The organism is Ramlibacter sp. (assembly GCF_035655895.1).
Taxonomy (GTDB): domain Bacteria; phylum Pseudomonadota; class Gammaproteobacteria; order Burkholderiales; family Burkholderiaceae_C; genus Ramlibacter.
Window position 1 is genome coordinate 215301 of sequence record NZ_DASRTN010000011.1, and the last position, 15738, is coordinate 231038.

Annotated in this window: 13 protein-coding genes and 1 tRNA gene; 4 read left to right on the forward strand and 10 right to left on the reverse strand. The window is 69.8% G+C overall.

What is annotated here, in order from left to right; all coding sequences use genetic code 11:
* Positions 1-11: 11 nt before the first annotated feature.
* The 6 genes from VFE82_RS13400 to VFE82_RS13425 all read right to left on the reverse strand — a co-directional run bounded on the left by VFE82_RS13400 (position 12) and on the right by VFE82_RS13425 (position 7552).
* Positions 12-1511 (reverse strand): hypothetical protein, encoded by a 1500-nt coding sequence (locus VFE82_RS13400; protein ID WP_325000816.1) that lies wholly within the window; start codon positions 1509-1511, stop codon positions 12-14.
* Positions 1512-1626: 115 nt separating this feature from the next.
* Positions 1627-2823: a substrate-binding domain-containing protein gene (locus VFE82_RS13405; protein WP_325000817.1), complete on the reverse strand. Its 1197-nt coding sequence runs from the start codon at positions 2821-2823 to the stop codon at positions 1627-1629.
* Positions 2824-2985: 162 nt separating this feature from the next.
* Positions 2986-4446 (reverse strand): sigma-54 interaction domain-containing protein, encoded by a 1461-nt coding sequence (locus tag VFE82_RS13410; protein ID WP_325000818.1) that lies wholly within the window; start codon positions 4444-4446, stop codon positions 2986-2988.
* 35 nt (positions 4447-4481) lie between these two features.
* The gene (locus VFE82_RS13415; RefSeq protein WP_325000819.1) at positions 4482-5990 is read right to left on the reverse strand and encodes a tripartite tricarboxylate transporter permease; all 1509 of its coding nucleotides are present in this window, start codon (positions 5988-5990) and stop codon (positions 4482-4484) included.
* A 10-nt stretch (positions 5991-6000) separates the two neighbouring features.
* Complete coding sequence (locus VFE82_RS13420; RefSeq protein WP_325000820.1) at positions 6001-6519, reverse strand: tripartite tricarboxylate transporter TctB family protein; 519 nt, start codon at positions 6517-6519, stop codon at positions 6001-6003.
* A 79-nt stretch (positions 6520-6598) separates the two neighbouring features.
* Positions 6599-7552: a Bug family tripartite tricarboxylate transporter substrate binding protein gene (locus VFE82_RS13425; protein ID WP_325000821.1), complete on the reverse strand. Its 954-nt coding sequence runs from the start codon at positions 7550-7552 to the stop codon at positions 6599-6601.
* A 130-nt stretch (positions 7553-7682) separates the two neighbouring features.
* Here VFE82_RS13425 and VFE82_RS13430 point away from each other — a divergent pair, with 130 nt between their 5' ends.
* From VFE82_RS13430 to VFE82_RS13445, 4 genes are all read left to right on the forward strand, one after another.
* Positions 7683-8354: a response regulator transcription factor gene (locus VFE82_RS13430; RefSeq protein WP_325000822.1), complete on the forward strand. Its 672-nt coding sequence runs from the start codon at positions 7683-7685 to the stop codon at positions 8352-8354.
* On the forward strand, positions 8351-9775 hold the full coding sequence (locus tag VFE82_RS13435) for a sensor histidine kinase (protein ID WP_325000823.1): 1425 nt from the start codon (positions 8351-8353) through the stop codon (positions 9773-9775). Before VFE82_RS13430 ends, VFE82_RS13435 begins: the two co-directional genes overlap by 4 nt.
* The gene (locus VFE82_RS13440; protein ID WP_325000824.1) at positions 9756-10172 is read left to right on the forward strand and encodes an RNA-binding S4 domain-containing protein; all 417 of its coding nucleotides are present in this window, start codon (positions 9756-9758) and stop codon (positions 10170-10172) included. Before VFE82_RS13435 ends, VFE82_RS13440 begins: the two co-directional genes overlap by 20 nt.
* A 131-nt stretch (positions 10173-10303) precedes the next feature.
* Entirely contained in the window at positions 10304-10504 is a 201-nt protein-coding gene (locus VFE82_RS13445; RefSeq protein ID WP_325000825.1) for a hypothetical protein, read from the forward strand.
* A gap of 56 nt (positions 10505-10560) precedes the next feature.
* Here the strand turns inward: VFE82_RS13445 and VFE82_RS13450 are convergent, their stop codons facing one another.
* From VFE82_RS13450 to VFE82_RS13465, 4 genes are all read right to left on the reverse strand, one after another.
* The gene (locus VFE82_RS13450) at positions 10561-12657 is read right to left on the reverse strand and encodes a PAS domain-containing hybrid sensor histidine kinase/response regulator (protein ID WP_325000826.1); all 2097 of its coding nucleotides are present in this window, start codon (positions 12655-12657) and stop codon (positions 10561-10563) included.
* Between the two features lie 575 nt (positions 12658-13232).
* Positions 13233-13325: transfer RNA gene (locus tag VFE82_RS13455), tRNA-Ser, on the reverse strand.
* Positions 13326-13359: 34 nt separating this feature from the next.
* Entirely contained in the window at positions 13360-14631 is a 1272-nt protein-coding gene (locus VFE82_RS13460; RefSeq protein WP_325000827.1) for an aspartate kinase, read from the reverse strand.
* Between the two features lie 110 nt (positions 14632-14741).
* Positions 14742-15728 carry a tripartite tricarboxylate transporter substrate binding protein gene (locus VFE82_RS13465; RefSeq protein WP_325000828.1) on the reverse strand — a complete coding sequence of 329 codons (987 nt, stop codon included), beginning with the start codon at positions 15726-15728 and terminating at the stop codon, positions 14742-14744.
* Positions 15729-15738 lie beyond the last annotated feature (10 nt).

Consider the following 15738-nt stretch of genomic DNA (forward strand, 5'->3'; position numbering starts at 1 on the left):
GTTGCGCAGGGTCAGGGACAGGTGCCGATGACGTAGTAGTTGGGCCCGGTCTGTTTCAGGGTCGTGGTGGTGAAGGTGTTCCACAGCCCCATGTTCTGGTTCGAACCGTTGGCATAGGTGTAGCCGCCCGACGTCGTCGCCCGGCCGGCCGTGGTGTGGGCGTAGTTGCTCGCAGTGAAGCAGGTCGCCGCGGTGCCGGTGGTGGTGCCGCTCGCGGCCGCCGACAACGCTCCCTGCACGCCGTTCGCGTCCACGGCCGCGACCGTCCACGAGTACGTGGTCGCGGCGGCCAGCCCCGTGTCGGTGAAGCTGGTGCCCGTGACGCCGAGCGCGTTGACCTTGTTGCCGTTGCGGAACACGTTGTAGCTCGCCGCGCCCGTCACCGCGGTCCAGCCGAGCACCATGCTGCTGGTGGTGGCGCCGGACGTCCTCACGCCGGTCGGCGCCGGCAGGCCGGTCGTCCCGCCGCCATCCGAGGAGCCGCTGCCCGACGCGACCTGGTCGACCATCTTCTTGATCGCGGCCATCTGGACGCCAGCCTTCTGCGCGAAGGTGTTGCCATACCAGCCGATCCAGTCCCAGCAACCGTTCGGGTTGGCCAGGTTGCCGCTGGCGGACGTCGGATGCGAGCTGTTGTCGACCTTGGCCTGCGGGAACAGCACGACGATGTTGTTGGTGTCGGCCCAGCGCGTGTAGCCGGTGTTGCGCACGAACTTGTCGCCGATCGTGGCGTAGCCCTGCTGGCAGCCGTGCAGCGCGACGTGCAGCTTGCAGACGGCGCCGCCGGCGCAGCTGGCCGGAACGTACAACCAGCCGCTGGTGGCCATCCCCGCGTTGCCGGCGGTGTAGGGCGTCTGGTCGAACTCGACGTAGTTGCTGGCCGCCGGGGCGTTGTTGCGCGCGTTCAGGGTGCCGTAGAACCACGAGAGCGCAGCCTTCGCGCCGTCGTACCCGCAATTGCTGATGTACGGCGAGATGCTGCTGCTGCAGGCATTGTTGCCCGTGCTGTCGAAGTCGGTCGGGAACACGTGCGCGGTGCTCGCGTACTTCACGTACGACAGGTTGGCAGCCGGCACCCCGTTGCTCGCGTACTGGGCCTGCACGGCGTTCATGGGGTTGGGGCCGACGGTCGTGTCGTTGTTGCCCACGAACATGTAGATCTTCTGGCGCGCCACCGCGGACTTGGCATCGTTGGCGCTGCCGCTCCAGTTGTCGATGTCCGCCTGCATCGTCGAGAGCATCGCGCTGGAGACGGTGGCGTTGTACATGCAGGCGGTGTAGTTGCTGTGGCCCGCGCACATGTACGGGCCGGCGGCGAACACGCCCACGCCCATGAAGGTGCCGGCGTACGCGTACCCGAGCTGGTTGGCCATGAAGCCGCCCGAGGACAGTCCCGATACCGAGATCTTCGTCTTGTCGACGTTGAGCTTGGAAAGGGGCACCGCCGCGTGGGCGCCCCCGAGGGCGAACGCCGCGGCCGCGGCAACGATGCGAAGCAGTCTGAACCTCATTGAGCGTCTCCTTTGGATTGGTGCTCGGGATGCGAGTCCCCTGCCCCCGTGTGCCCGGGGGTTCATTCCATGCTCGGTGATGAGGCGGGCGGCCGCCGTGGCCGTCCGCGGCGCGTCAGCGCTTGTTGCGGATCGGGACGTTCATCTCGTCCGGCTTGATCTCGTGGACCAGTTCGGGCACACCCCAGGCGAAGGCCGGATCCACCTTGATCCTGAAGTGGTACATGCTCTGCATGGCCTGGTGGTCTTCCTTGCGGAAGGTCATCCGGCCCTTGGGCGTCTCGAAGCTCATGCCCTCCATGGCGGCGATGAGCTTGTCGGTTGCGGTGTCGGCGTTGGTCTTCTTCAGCGCGGCGACCACGGCCATCGCGGCCGAGAAGCCGCCGGCGGTGAAGAAGTCGGGCGGCGACTTGAACTGCTTGTAGTGCATCGACACCATGGCCTCGTTGGCCGGGTTCTTGGGGATGCCGAAGTAGTAGTAGGTCGCGCCTTCCATGCCCGGGAAGCGCTTGTAGGCGCTCATCGCCGGCAGGATGTTGCCGCCCGTGCCCACCTCGATGCCGAAGCGGTTCTTCAGGTCGGCGTCGGCCAGTGCGTTGAACGGCGGCGTGCCGCCGGCCCACACGACGGCGATGATCTTGCGCCCCGGCTTGTCCTTGAGCGCGCCGATCAGGCGCTGGATGCCGGCAGTGAAGTCGGTGGTCGTCGGCGGCAGGTATTCCTCGTGGACGATCTTGGCCTTCTTCAGGGCGTCCTTGAACGCCTTGACGCCGTCGCGTCCGAAGGCGTAATCCTGCGCCAGCATGGCGACGGAGACACCCTCCTTGTCGACCGCGACCGCGTTCGAGATCGCGTCCTGCGAGCTGTTGCGGCCGGTGCGGAAGATGTACTTGTTCCACTTCTCGCCGGTGATCGAGTCGGCCACGGCCGGCTCGACCAGCAGGATCTTCTTGTACTCCTCGGCGACCGGCAGCATCGCCAGCGCGACGCCCGACGAGGTCGGGCCCACGGCCAGGTCCACCTTGTCGTCGGAGTAGGCCGTCGCCAGCAGCGACTTGCCCAGGTCGGGCTTGCCCTGGTCGTCCTTCTCGACGACCACGATCTTGCGGCCGTTGACGGCCATGGTGCCGCCGGTCGCGTAGTCAAGGCCCATCATCAGCCCCGTGTGGGTCTGCTTGCCGTAGGCCTCGAGCGGGCCGGTGCGGCTGTAGATGTGCGCGATCTTGAGGTCCTTGGCCTGTGCGAAGGCCAGGGGGGCGGCCAGGGCGGAGGCGGCCAGCGTGGCGAACGCCACCCAGGTGCGACGGTGCATGTTCTTGTCTCCTAATGCGTTTTCGAAAGCAGGATCGCCTCTGCAGGCCCCGTGCCAGCAGCGCAAGTGCTTGATTTCATTGGCACGCGCCCTCTTTCAGGGCCCGTCGATGCTCGATGTTCAGACAGTGAAGTGTCTGAATATCAAACATTTGTCTCAGCTTCAGGCATCCAACCGATCGCCAAGCCGCTCGTAGAGCTTGGCGCGCGAGATGCCCAGCAGGCGTGCCGCCGCGACCTTGTTGCCGCCGGTGGCGGCCATGGCAGCGTGGATGGCCGCGCGTTCGACCTCGGCCACCTGTTCTGCCAGCGGCCTCAACCGGTCGGTCGGTCCGGCGGCTGCGCCGGCGGCGACCAGCGGACGCGGCGCGATGCGCTCGACGCCGGCCTCCTGCAGCACCGCCTCGAGGTGGTCCACCTCCACCCGGTGGGTGTCGCTGCGCATCGCGGCCTGTTCGAGCACGTTGCGCAGCTCGCGGATGTTGCCGCGCCAGTCCTGCGCGGCCAGCAGCGCGATGGCGTCGGGGCCGATCTCCGGGGGCGGGCTCCCGTTGCGCAAGGCCATCGCCTCGCCCAGCACCTCCACCAGCGCCGGCATGTCGGCGCGGCGCTCGCGCAATGGCGGCACCCGGATCGGCAGCACGTTGAGCCGGTAGTACAGGTCTTCGCGGAAACGGCCCTCGCGCACCAGCGCACCCAGGTCGCGCGAGGTGGCGGCGATCACGCGGGCATCAAAGGCGACGACCTGGTTGGAGCCCAGCGGCTCGATCTCGCCTTCCTGCAGGGCCCGCAGCAGCTTGGCCTGCAGCGGCAGCGGCATGTCGCCGATCTCGTCGAGGAACAGCGTGCCGCCGTCGGCCAGCTTGAACTTGCCCTGGCGCCCCTTGCGGTCGGCGCCCGTGTAGGCACCCGGCGCGACGCCGAAGAACTCGGCCTCCAGCAGCGTGTCGGGCACCGCGGCGATGTTGATGCTGACCAGCGGCCCGGACGCCCGCGGCGAGGCCGCATGGATGGCGTGCGCCAGCAGTTCCTTGCCGGTTCCCGTCTCGCCCAGCAGCAGCACCGGGCTGGACGACAGGGCAGCCCGCCGGGCCTGCCGCTTGACCTCGACCGCCGGCGGGCTGGAGCCGACGAAGCTGGCCAGCGTGTGCTTGGTGCGGCGCTGGCTGGCGAGTTCGCGCCGGGCGTCGTCGAGGTCGCGCTGCAGCCGCGCGAACTTCTGGATCAGGGGCTGCAGCGTGGTCTCGGGGTGGTCGAAGAGCACGATGCCCAGCGCCCCGATCACCTGGCCGCTGTCGTCGCGCAAGGGGATGCGGCTGACCACGAAGGTGCCGGCCTTGTTCGACAGCAGGTCGATCAGGATCGGCTTGCCGGTGCGCAGCACCCGGTGCATCTCGGTGTTCTGCACCACCTGCGCGACCGGATGGCCGACGAAGTCCTCGATGCGCTCGAAGCCGAGCGCCGGCAGGAAGCGCTTGTACTGCTCGTTGATCCACACCACCCGGGCGTCGCGGTCCACCAGCAGCATGCCCTCGCTGGCGGTGGCGAACAGGTCGAACATCGACCGCGCGGCCAGCTCCAGGATGCGCTGGCCGTCGCGGGGCAGGCTGTCGTCTTGCGGCATGCGGCGATGTTAGCGGCGCCGCCCTCCCCACCCGCCTAGGCCGCCGCTGCGCGGCGCCGGGTCGACAGCAGCTTCACCAGCCGCGGCAGCACCAGCACCAGGACGATGACGGCCAGCAGCGCCAGCGACATCGGCCGTTGCACGAACACCGCCGCACTCCCCTCCCCGATCGAGACGGCGTTGCGCAGCTGGGCCTCGGCGAGCGGTCCCAGGATCATGCCCACCACCACCGGTGCCGTCGGGAAGTCGAAGCGGCGCATCAGCACGCCCAGCAGCCCGATCCCCCACAGCAGCACCAGGTCGAACGCGCTCTGGCGCATGCCGTAGGCGCCCACCGTCGCGAAGATCAGGATGCCCGCGTACAGCTGGGGCTTTGGGATCCTGAGCAACTGGACCCACAGCCGCACCAGCGGCAGGTTCAGGATCAGCAGCATCACGTTGCCGATGTAGAGCGACGCGATCAGCGCCCACACCAGCGCCGCCGAGGTGGTGAACAGTTGCGGGCCCGGCTGGATGCCGTAGTTCTGGAACGCGCCGAGCAGGATGGCGGTGGTGTTGGAGGTGGGCAGGCCGAGCGTCAGCAGCGGGATCATGGCGGCGGTCACGGTGGCATTGTTGGCCGCCTCGGGGCCGGCCACGCCTTCGATCGCGCCGGTGCTGCCGAATTCGGCCCGGTCCTGGCCCTTGGCCAGCTTCTTCTCCACGGCATAGCTGAGGAAGGTGGGGATCTCGGTGCCGCCGGCCGGGATGCAGCCGAACGGCGTGCCGATCGCGGCTCCCCGCAGCCATGCCGGGATCGAGCGCTTCCAGTCGCGCCCCGTCATGGACACCCGGCTCATGGTGTTGCGGGTCTCCTTCTCGCGGCCTTCGTAGAGCGCGAAGTACAGCACCTCGGCGACGGCGAACAGGCCCACCGCGACCAGCACGATCTCGATGCCGTCCAGCAGCTCGGGCACGCCGAAGGTGTAGCGGGCCTGCCCGGAGATCTGGTCCAGTCCCACGAGCCCGATCGCCAGGCCCAGGAACAGCGACGTCATGCCACGCAGCGTGCTCTGCCCCAGCACCGCGCTGACGGTCGTGAACGCCAGCACCATGAGCAGGAAATACTCCGGCGGGCCGAGCCGCACGGCGACATCGGCCACGTAGGGCGCGAACAGCGTGACGATGACGGTGGCGATCGTGCCGGCGACGAAGGAACCGATCGCGGCGGTCGCGAGCGCTGCGCCGGCGCGGCCGCTCTTGGCCATCTTGTTGCCCTCCATGGCGGTGACCATGCTGGCCGTCTCGCCCGGCGTGTTCAGCAGGATCGAGGTGGTCGAGCCGCCGTACATCGCGCCGTAGTAGATGCCCGAGAAGAAGATCATCGACGAGGTGATGTCGACCTTCGCGGTGATCGGCAGCAGCATCGCGACGGCCACGGCCGGGCCGATGCCAGGCAGGACGCCGACCGCCGTGCCCAGGGCACAGCCGACCAGGGCCCAGAGCAGGTTGGCTGGCGTGATCGCGACCGCGAAGCCATGCAGGAGCGCACCGAGGATGTCCATGGGGCCTCCTTCAGAGCCAGCCGGTGCCGGTCAGGCCCGGCAGGTTGATGGCCAGCAGGCGGGTGAACATCCAGTACACCGGTGCGGCGATCGCCAGTCCCGTGGCGGCGTCGACCAGCAGCGTGCGCGCGCCCGCGGCCGCCTGTCCCGTCGCACGCCGCAAGCCCTGCACCGCCAGCAGGTAGCACAGGGTGCAGCTGAGGATGAAGCCGACCACGGTGATCAGCGCCGCGTTGGCCAGCAGGCCCGCCGACACCCACGCCAGGCCCGGCCACCAGGCCCGCGCGGCACCCGAGGGTGCCTCCATGTTGCGGAACCCGCCGCCCAGCGCCTCGCGCACGATGAGGACGCCGCACAGGGCTAGCACGCCGGCAACCGCCCACGGCAGGAAGTTCGGGCCGACACCTCCGTACCCTGCCCCCGACGGGATGTCCACCGCGCCCGCGGCGATGCCCAGGCCCAGCAGCACGATGCCGGCGCCGACGACTGCCTGGGCCCGGCGGGGAGAGGATGGGGAGCGGTCTGGCATGGGAGCCTCCACGGGATGCGCATGAAAACGCCCGGCAGGACCGGGCGTGCGAAGGTCTGGGCAGTTGGTGCGCCGCCGGTCAGACCATGCCGGACTTGACCATCGTGGCGCGGAGGCTGGCGAACTCGTCGTCCACGAACTTGGCGAACGCCGGCCCGGCGAGCACCGCCGGCGTCCAGTCGTTCTTCTCGAGTGATTCCTGCCAGGACCTGGTCTTCAGGGCGGCCAGCACCATGTCGGTCAGGGCCTTCTTCTGGGCATCGGTGATGCCGGGGGCGCCGTACACGCCGCGCCAGTTGCCGATCTCGACGTCGATGCCCTGCTCCTTGAGCGTGGGCACGTCGTTCAGGCGCTTGCCCGAGGTGACCGCGACCGGCCGCATCTTGCCCGCCTTGATGTACTCGGCGAATTCGCTGTAGCCGCTGCCGCCGACCGTGACGTTGCCGCCGAGGATGGCCGCCGTGGCCTCGCCGCCGCCCCGGAAGGCCACGTAGTTGATCTTGGACGGGTCGACGCCGACCTTCTGGGCGATCATGGCCGCCGCGATGTGCTCGGTGGAGCCGCGCGAGCCGCCACCCCACTTGACGCTCCCCGGGTCCTTCTTCAGCTGGGCGACCACGTCGGCCATGGTCTTGAACGGCGAGTTCGACGGCAGCACGAACACGTTGTACTCGCTGGTCAGGCGGGCGATCGGCGTGGCCTGCGACAGGTTCACCGGCGGCTTGCCCGTGATGATGCCGCCCAGCATCACGGCGCCCATCACCATCAGCGCGTTCGGGTCGCCCTTGCTGGCGTTGACGAACTGCGCCAGGCCGAGCGCGCCGGCCGCGCCGCCCTTGTTGTCGTAGGTCACGCTGTCGGCCGCCTTGGCCTCCTGCAGCGCCTTGCCCAGCGCGCGGCCTGTCGTGTCCCATCCGCCGCCTGGATTGGCCGGGATCATCAGCTTGACCGCCGTGGCGGCCTGCACCGACAGCGGCAGCGCGCCGCTCGCGGCCAGCGCCGCCAGGCTCTTGAGGAAGGTGTCGCGACGCATGGTGTCTCCTGTGGCGTTCGTTCGTGGTCCGGGGATCATGCGCTGGCCGGCTGTCAATCGGCTGTCCAGCGGATTGGGGAAACTACTGAACCGGGGGGCGGGCACGGCCCCGCTACCCTCGCCCTCTCCCATGAAAGTGCTGCTGGTCGAGGACGACCCTTCCATGCGCGCCGCGCTCGAGCGGACCCTGGCGCGCCGCGGGCTGGCCGTCGACTGCTGCGGCGACGGCGCGCACGCGCTCGCGCGCTGGCGGATGGCCCCGCCCGACGTCGTGGTGCTGGACCTCAGCCTGCCCGGGCTGGACGGGCTGCAGGTGCTGGAGAGCGCCCGGCGCGACGGCCTGGCCACGCCCGTGCTGATCCTGACGGCGCGCGGAACGGTTGGCGACCGGGTGGTGGGCCTGAACGCCGGCGCCGACGACTACCTGCCCAAGCCGTTCGATCTGGACGAGCTGGAGGCCCGCCTCCGCGCGCTGGGACGCCGGCGCGGCGAGGCCGCGGCGCCGCCCGAGGACCTGCACGTGGCGGACCTGCGCCTGGACCGCGCCAGCGGCGCGGTCTACCACGGTGCGCAGGTGCTCGAACTCACGCCGCGCGAGGCCGCACTGCTGCAGGCGCTGATGGCGCGGCCGGGCCATGCCGTCAGCAAGGAGCGCCTGTTCGAGCTGGTGTTCCCGGGCGAGCAGGACGTGCATCCGGAAGCGGTCGAGGTCGTGGTGTACCGATTGCGCAAGAAGCTGCAGGGGACGGCGGCGACCCTGATGACCCTGCGCGGGCTGGGCTACCTGATCAAGGCGGCATGAGGGCCGGCTCGCTGCGGCGCCATCTGCTGGTGGGCATCCTGGTGCCGGTGCTGGCCCTGATCATCGCCAACGGGATCAGCCTGTACGGCCGCGCGCTGGCGGCGCTGAACACCGCGTACGACCGCACGCTGCTGGCCTCGGCCAAGGTGATCGGCGAACAGCTCGAGGTCGACGGCGTGGACGGCGCCGCCCGCATCCGCGCCACCGTGCCCTACTCCGCCCTGGAGGCCTTCGAGGCCGACAACCGCAGCCGGCTGTTCTACCGGGTCTCCAGCCTGCATGGCGAACTGGTGTCGGGCTTCGATGACCTGCCGTTCTGGCACGGCGAGATTCCGGCCCGCCCGCCGTACGCGGCGCTGGTCGACTTCTACGACGAGCGGTTCCACGGCGAGGAGGTGCGCGTGGCGGTGCTGCTGCAGCCGGTGGCCGGGGCGCACGGGCGCGGCATGGCCGTGGTGCAGGTGGCCGAGACGCTGCAGCTGCGCCGCGCGGTGGCGCGCCAGATCCTGGTGGACACCTTGTGGCGCCAGGCGCTGCTGGTCGCGGTGATCGCGCTGGTGGTGCTGCTGGTCGTGCAACGCGCCACCCGGCCGGTGCGGCAGCTGTCGGCCCGTCTGCAGGCGCGCGCGGAGGGCGACCTCACACCGATCGAGGCGCCGCACGCGCCGCGCGAACTGCTGCCGCTGGTGGAGGCCACCAACGCCGTGATGGGCCGGCTGGCCCGGTTGCTGGAGAACCAGAAGCGCTTCGTGCGCGACACCGCGCACCAGCTGCGCACCCCGCTGGCCGTGCTGAAGACCCAGGTGCAGTCGGCCCTGCGCGGCGACCTCGAGCCGCGGCAGGCATTGCAGGAGGTCGAAGCCACCGTCGAGCGTGCCACGCTGCTGGCCAACCAGATGCTGTCGCTGGCCAAGGTCGAGCAACTGCGGCAGCAGGCCGATGCGCCGGTGTGCGACATGGCGGGGATCGTGCGGTCGGTCGCGCTCGATCTCTCGCCGCTGGTCGCCGACCGGGACCTCGACTTCTCCATGGACGTGCGGGCCGCGCCCGTGCGCGCCCACGAGTGGATGCTGCGCGAACTCACGCGCAACCTGCTGCACAACGCGATCCGCCATTGCCCGCCCGGCGGCGCGCTGTCGGTGCGGCTGCTGGCCGACGCCGGCTGGCTGGCCCTGACCCTGGGCGACACCGGCCCCGGCATCGCGCCCGCACTGCGCGAGCGGCTCTTCCAGCCGTTCGCGGCCGGCGACGTGCGCAGCGGGTCCGGCCTGGGACTGGCGATCTGCCAGGAGATCGTGGCCGCGCTGGGCGGCGCGCTGGTGCTGGACAACCGCATGGAGCAGGGTCGAATCAGCGGGCTGGACGCCACGGTCCGGCTGCCTCTTGCCACAATGGAGGGGCATGGACAAGCTGCGCATTGACAAGTGGCTGTGGAGCGCGCGCTTCTACAAGACGCGCACGCTCGCGGCAGAAGAGATCGGCAAGGGCCGCGTCGAGGTGAACGGCCAGGAAGCCAAGCCGGCGCGAGAAGTGAAGGTCGGCGACACGGTGTCGGTGCGGCGCGAGTCGGTCACGCGCACGGTGGTCGTGCGCGGCGTGTCGAACACGCGCGGTCCCGCTCCGGTGGCCCAGCAGTTGTACGAGGAGACCGCCGAGAGCCTGCAGGCGCGCGAGGAAGCGGCCCGGCAGCGGCGGTTCGCCAAGGAGCCGGCGCTGTCGATCGAGCATGGCCGGCCCACCAAGCGCGGGCGGCGCGAACTCGACGAGGCGCAGCGCGGCTGGGGCGACCGGTGGAGCGCCTCGCTCGACGACGAGTGACGCGCGTCGGACCCCGCCGACATGCGCGTGGGAGCCCAACCATTTGTCACGTCAAACCCAGCAGTTCGTCATCGGGTTGCCATGTTTCGGGGCAATACTCGTGGTCTCCCAGCAGTTCAAGGAGTCCAACAATGAACGAACGGAAAACCAGCTCCATGCTCCAGCGCGTGCCCGTGATCCTGGCAGTCACTGCCGCGTCGTACGGGTTGCAGTTGCCGCCTTCCGTCGCCGGCCGCGCCAGCGCGCAGGGCCTGAGCGGCAAGGTCGCCTCCAGCCAGCCGGCCGGCCGCACGGCCGCTGCCCCGAACGTCACGGCGCCGCGCAAAGCCTGACCGGCGCCCAGCGAAGAAAAAGCCGCCCGTGGGCGGCTTTTTCTTTGCCGAGCCGTCTACCGGGCCCGCGCCGCAGGACCGGCACCCTCCTGCCCGGCGAGCAGCTGGGCAAGGGCGGCGATCTGCACGGGCTTGACCAGGTGGTGGTCGAAGCCCGCGTCCAGCGCCCGACTGCGATCCTGCTCGTGTCCGTAGCCGGTCACTGCCACCAGCAGCGCGGACCGGGTCGACGGCTGCTGGCGCAACTGCCTGGCGAGCTGGTAGCCATCCATGCCAGGCAGGCCGATGTCGAGCAGGCACGCGTCCACCGGTTCCTCCTGGACCCGGCGAAGTGCAGAGGCAGGACCGTGTTCGACCAGCACCTGGTGCCCCAGCGCCTGCAGCAGGATGGCCAGCATCGCCGCCGCGTCCTCGTTGTCATCGACCACGAGGATCCGGAGGGGCCGGGATGCGGGCGCCGGCACCTTCGGTTCCACCTCCTTGGGATCGCGGCCTGCCGGCTCCCGGGCCGCCGGCAGCTCGACCACCAGCAGGCTGCCCCGCCCCGGCCCTTCGCTGTGCGCCGCGACCACCCCGCCGTGCAGTTCCACCAGCCGCCTGACCAGCGCCAGCCCGATCCCGAGCCCGCCTTGCGCGCGATCGGGGCTGCGCTCGGCCTGGGCGAACAGGTCGAAGGCACGGGCGAGCAATTCCTGCGTCATGCCGGCCCCGTTGTCACGCACGCGCACCACGACCCGGTCGCCGGCCCGCTCGACCGTCGCATCGATCTGCCCGCCGTCCGGCGTGTACTTGGCGGCATTGGCCAGGATGTTGGCCATGACCTGCACGAGGCGCTTGTGGTCGCCGATCACGTCCGCGGCGTATGCTGTGGTGTGCAGCGCCAGGCGGTGCCGGCGCGCATCGATCAGCGGCCGCACCTGTTCCGCAGCCTCGGCCACGATGTGCCTGGCGTCCAGGCGCTCGGTGTCGAGCTGGACCAGCCCGCGCGTCACGCGCGAGACGTCGAGCAGGTCGTCGATCATTGCCGTCATGTGCCGCACCTGGCGCACCACGATGGCGCTGGTCTGCCGCAGGCGCTCGCCTTCCAGGCGCCCCATCGCCAGCAGGTCGGCGGCCGAGCGGATCGGCGCGAGCGGGTTGCGCAACTCGTGCGCCAGCATCGCCAGGAACTCGTCCTTGCGCCGGTCCGCCTCGCGCAAGGCCTGCTCCGCCCGCACGCGCTCGCTGATGTCCATCGAGACCACCACCGCGCCGGCAACGTTGCCGCGCGCATCGCGGATCGGCGCCGCGGAGGACAGGACGACCCGGCGCTTGGGCGCCGCATCGAAGGTCTGCACCTCGATGATCTCGCCACGGACGTGCTCGCCCGCCAGCGCACGTGCCAATGGCCACTCGGCCGGAGAAACCGGAAGGCCGTCGCGCGCCGAACCATCCGCCCACCAGCCTGTCCAGTCGTGGTCGACGACACGCCCGCCGAGCGTCGACGGCATCGGCCCCCAGAGACGTTCGGTGGCGGCGTTGATGCGCAGCAGCATGCCCTGCGCGTCGACGACCAGGACGCTGACCGGAACGGCGTCGAGCACGGCATCCAGCCGCCGTCGTTCGGCAGCCGCCTGCTGCGCCAGGTCCAACGCCTCCTGCTGGCTATCGCTCAGCCGCTTGTTGGCCGCCTGGATCTCGAGCGCCTGGTCGGCCAGCGCCGAGGCGGCCTCCTCCTGCCGGTGCTGCTGCTGGACGAAGGCCGTGACGTCCTCGACGCGGTGGATGATGTGCGCGATGCGGCCATCGGGTCCCAGCACCGGCGTGTTCACCGGGCTCCAGTAGCGCAGCTCGAAACGTCTTGCGGCCGGATCGCCGACCGGGATGTCGTAGCGCTGGATCGCCATCGTGTCCGCCGTGCGGTCGCGCAGCACGCGCTCCAGCGACCTGCGCAGGTTCTGCACGCCGCTGGCGGCCGGCTCGTCCGGGTTGTCGGGGAATGCGGCGAAGACGTGCTGCCCCAGCAGGTCCTCGCGCGTGCGGCGCGTGGCCTGCAGGTACGCCTCGTTCACCGCCGCGATCACCAGCTGCGGCGTCAGCACCAGATAGGGACTCGGGGTCGCTTCGAACAGCGCCCGGAAGTCGGGGTTCAGGGGAAGATCGGTGCGCGCCATGGCAGCCTGGACAGCAGGCCGCGCAGCTTACCAGCGAGACACAGCCGCGACGGCATCCTGGCTCGGCTGCGGACCCCTCTGGGCTGGCAGACCGGCTTCCTGGCATTCTCGTTCAGCGCCGAAAGGCCATCTGCTCTGCAGTGGAACGTGCGCGCGTGGCAGCCGCATTCGGCCGATCCGTGGTCCAGCTTCGGAGGGTAACGGACGGGACGCCTGGCACGCCCGGGCCCCGGCCACTCAGAACACGCCGAACAGGAAGAGCAGCAGGAGCGTCAGCGCGACCGACAGCAGGATGGATCCGCCCCAGCCGAGGCGGTTCGAGAAGAACAGGAACATGGGCGTGCGTCGAAGGAAGTGGTGTCGTTCATTCTTGCGTGATGCCGCGCTGCGCCTGTCAGGAACCGGGAGCAAGCCTTGTCGGTCGGCCTGCCGACGTCGGCGGCGCAGGAACTGCCGGACGCCGGCCCGCGCAGCGAGAACAGGGGCGCGTGAACAGGCCGGGTGAACGGGCCGTGGAACCGGGTGAGAAGTGCCTCCGGAAACAGAAAACGCCCCGGGAGGGGCGTTCTGTGTTCTGGCGGAAACGGAGGGATTCGAACCCTCGATGCGGCTCTACACCGCATACTCCCTTAGCAGGGGAGCACCTTCGGCCTCTCGGTCACGTTTCCTGCGATGTGCGATTATGCCCCAAGCATTGACTCTTCAGGCCGCCGCCGGCTGGTCGAGGTCGAACGCACGGTGCAGCGCACGGACGGCGAGCTCCATGTACTTCTCGTCGATCACCACCGAGGTCTTGATCTCGCTGGTCGAGATCATCTGGATGTTGATGCCTTCCTCGGACAGGGCACGGAACATCTTGCTGGCGATGCCCACGTGGCTGCGCATGCCGATGCCCACGATGCTGACCTTGCAGATGCGCGTGTCGCCCTCGATGCGGTCGGTGCCCAGGGTCGGCAGGACCGATCCCTTCAGCAGGTCGACCGTGCGCGCGTAGTCGTTGCGGTGCACGGTGAAGCTGAAGTCGGTCTTGCCGTCCTTGGAGAGGTTCTGGATGATGACGTCGACCTCGATGTTGGCGTCGGCCACGGCGCCCAGGATGGTGTAGGCGATGCCGGGCTTGTCGGGCACGCCCAGGATCGACACCTTGGCTTCGTCGCGGTTGAAGGCAATGCCGGAAACGACGGCTTGTTCCATTTGTTCGTCTTCCTCGAAAGTGATCAGGGTGCCGGACTTGGCCTCTTCCTCGATCGGGATGTCCCAGGGGGTGAAGCTGGACAGGACGCGCAGCGGCACCTTGTACTTGCCGGCGAATTCCACCGAGCGGATCTGCAGCACCTTGGAGCCCATCGAGGCCATCTCGAGCATTTCCTCGAAGCTGACCGTCGCCAGCCGCCGCGCCTCGGGCACCACGCGCGGGTCGGTGGTGTAGACGCCATCGACGTCGGTGTAGATCAGGCACTCGGCCGCCTTCATCGCCGCCGCCACCGCCACCGCCGACGTGTCGCTGCCGCCGCGGCCCAGGGTGGTGATGTTGCCGCCGTCGTCCACGCCCTGGAAGCCCGTGATGACCACGACCTTGCCCGCGGCGAGGTCGGCGCGCACCTTGCGGTCGTCGATCGACTCGATGCGGGCCTTGGTGTACGCGCTGTTGGTGCGGATCGGCACCTGCCAGCCGGCGTAGCTGACCGCCTCCAGGCCCTCGGCCTGCAGCGCGATGGACAGCAGGCCCACCGACACCTGCTCGCCGGTGGAGCCGAGCATGTCCAGCTCGCGCAGGTAGGCATCGCCGGGCTTGGCGGGGGCGAGCTCCTTGGCCAGGCCGAGCAGGCGGTTGGTCTCGCCGCTCATCGCGCTGGGCACGACCACCAGCTGGTGGCCTGCGCGGACCCACTTGGCCACGCGCTTGGCGACGTTGCGGATGCGCTCGGTCGAGCCCATCGACGTGCCGCCGTATTTGTGAACGATCAATGCCATGGAAGGTGCGGGATAAGGGCCCGCGCCGGCAGTCCCGGCGCGCGCCTCACAGGGAACCGCGCATTCTAGCCGCCCCGACGCGGCCAGCTCTTCCTTGGCGGCGGCAAGCCTTAGTCGGCCTTGGCCCCGCTGTCGCGCACGACCTTGCCCAGGCGGGGCACGTCGGTGCGCACGACCGCGGCGAGTTCCTGGGGCGCCATGCCGCTGGGATCGAGCCCGAGGTCGGCGAAGCGCTTCTGGATGTCGGGCAGCTTGAGGATGCGCGCGATCTCGGTGTGCAGCCGCTCGATGATCGGCTGCGGGGTGCCGGCCGGTGCGAACACCGCCTGCCAGGAGCTGAGTTCGTAGCCGGTGAGGCCCTGCTCGGCGAACGTGGGCACGTCGGGCGCCGCCTGCGACCGCGACGCCGTGGTGACGGCCAGCGCCCGCAGCTTGCCCGACTTCATGTGCGGGATGGCGGTGGCGATGTTGTCGACCGCCACCTGCAGGTTGCCGCCCAGCAGGTCGGTCATCATCGGCCCGCTGCCGCGGTACGGGATGTGCTGCATGGCGACCCCCGCCATGCTCTTGAACAGTTCGCCCGAGATGTGCTGCGAGGTGCCGCTGCCGGCCGAACCGAAGCCGTACTTGTCGGGACTGGCCTTGAGCAGCCGGATGAACTCGGCCAGGTTGCCCGCCGGCACGCCGGGATGCACCAGGAGCACGTTCGGCTGCGTCGCGTACATCGTGATCGGGGCGAAGCTGGTGATCGGGTCGTAGCTCAGCTTGCTGTAGAGCGACGCATTGATCGCATGCGAGCTGATCGTGCCGCCTCCGATGGTGTAGCCGTCGGGCACCGCCCTGGCCAGTTCGGCGGCGCCGATCGAGCCGCCCTGACCCGCCTTGTTGTCGATCACGACGGGCTGGCCCAGGATGGGCGCGAGCTTCTCGCCGGCGATGCGCCCCAGGATGTCGGTGGTGCCGCCCGGCGCGAACGGCACGATGTAGCGGATCGGCTTGTTCGGCCAGGCCGACTGGGCAAAAGCCGGTGCGGCGACCAGTGCCGCCGAGAGGCCGCCCAGGCGGTGCAGTGCCGCGCGACGGGAAATGGGGCCCATCGTTGTCTCC

Excerpts from the sequence above, each read along its gene's own strand:
- VFE82_RS13400 (WP_325000816.1), bottom strand. The coding sequence starts at position 1,511 with ATGAGGTTCAGACTGCTTCGCATCGTTGCCGCGGCCGCGGCGTTCGCC.
- VFE82_RS13405 (WP_325000817.1), bottom strand. The coding sequence starts at position 2,823 with ATGCACCGTCGCACCTGGGTGGCGTTCGCCACGCTGGCCGCCTCCGCC.
- VFE82_RS13410 (WP_325000818.1), bottom strand. The coding sequence starts at position 4,446 with ATGCCGCAAGACGACAGCCTGCCCCGCGACGGCCAGCGCATCCTGGAG.
- VFE82_RS13415 (WP_325000819.1), bottom strand. The coding sequence starts at position 5,990 with ATGGACATCCTCGGTGCGCTCCTGCATGGCTTCGCGGTCGCGATCACG.
- VFE82_RS13420 (WP_325000820.1), bottom strand. The coding sequence starts at position 6,519 with ATGCCAGACCGCTCCCCATCCTCTCCCCGCCGGGCCCAGGCAGTCGTC.
- VFE82_RS13425 (WP_325000821.1), bottom strand. The coding sequence starts at position 7,552 with ATGCGTCGCGACACCTTCCTCAAGAGCCTGGCGGCGCTGGCCGCGAGC.
- VFE82_RS13430 (WP_325000822.1), top strand. The coding sequence starts at position 7,683 with ATGAAAGTGCTGCTGGTCGAGGACGACCCTTCCATGCGCGCCGCGCTC.
- VFE82_RS13435 (WP_325000823.1), top strand. The coding sequence starts at position 8,351 with ATGAGGGCCGGCTCGCTGCGGCGCCATCTGCTGGTGGGCATCCTGGTG.
- VFE82_RS13440 (WP_325000824.1), top strand. The coding sequence starts at position 9,756 with ATGGACAAGCTGCGCATTGACAAGTGGCTGTGGAGCGCGCGCTTCTAC.
- VFE82_RS13445 (WP_325000825.1), top strand. The coding sequence starts at position 10,304 with ATGAACGAACGGAAAACCAGCTCCATGCTCCAGCGCGTGCCCGTGATC.
- VFE82_RS13450 (WP_325000826.1), bottom strand. The coding sequence starts at position 12,657 with ATGGCGCGCACCGATCTTCCCCTGAACCCCGACTTCCGGGCGCTGTTC.
- VFE82_RS13460 (WP_325000827.1), bottom strand. The coding sequence starts at position 14,631 with ATGGCATTGATCGTTCACAAATACGGCGGCACGTCGATGGGCTCGACC.
- VFE82_RS13465 (WP_325000828.1), bottom strand. The coding sequence starts at position 15,728 with ATGGGCCCCATTTCCCGTCGCGCGGCACTGCACCGCCTGGGCGGCCTC.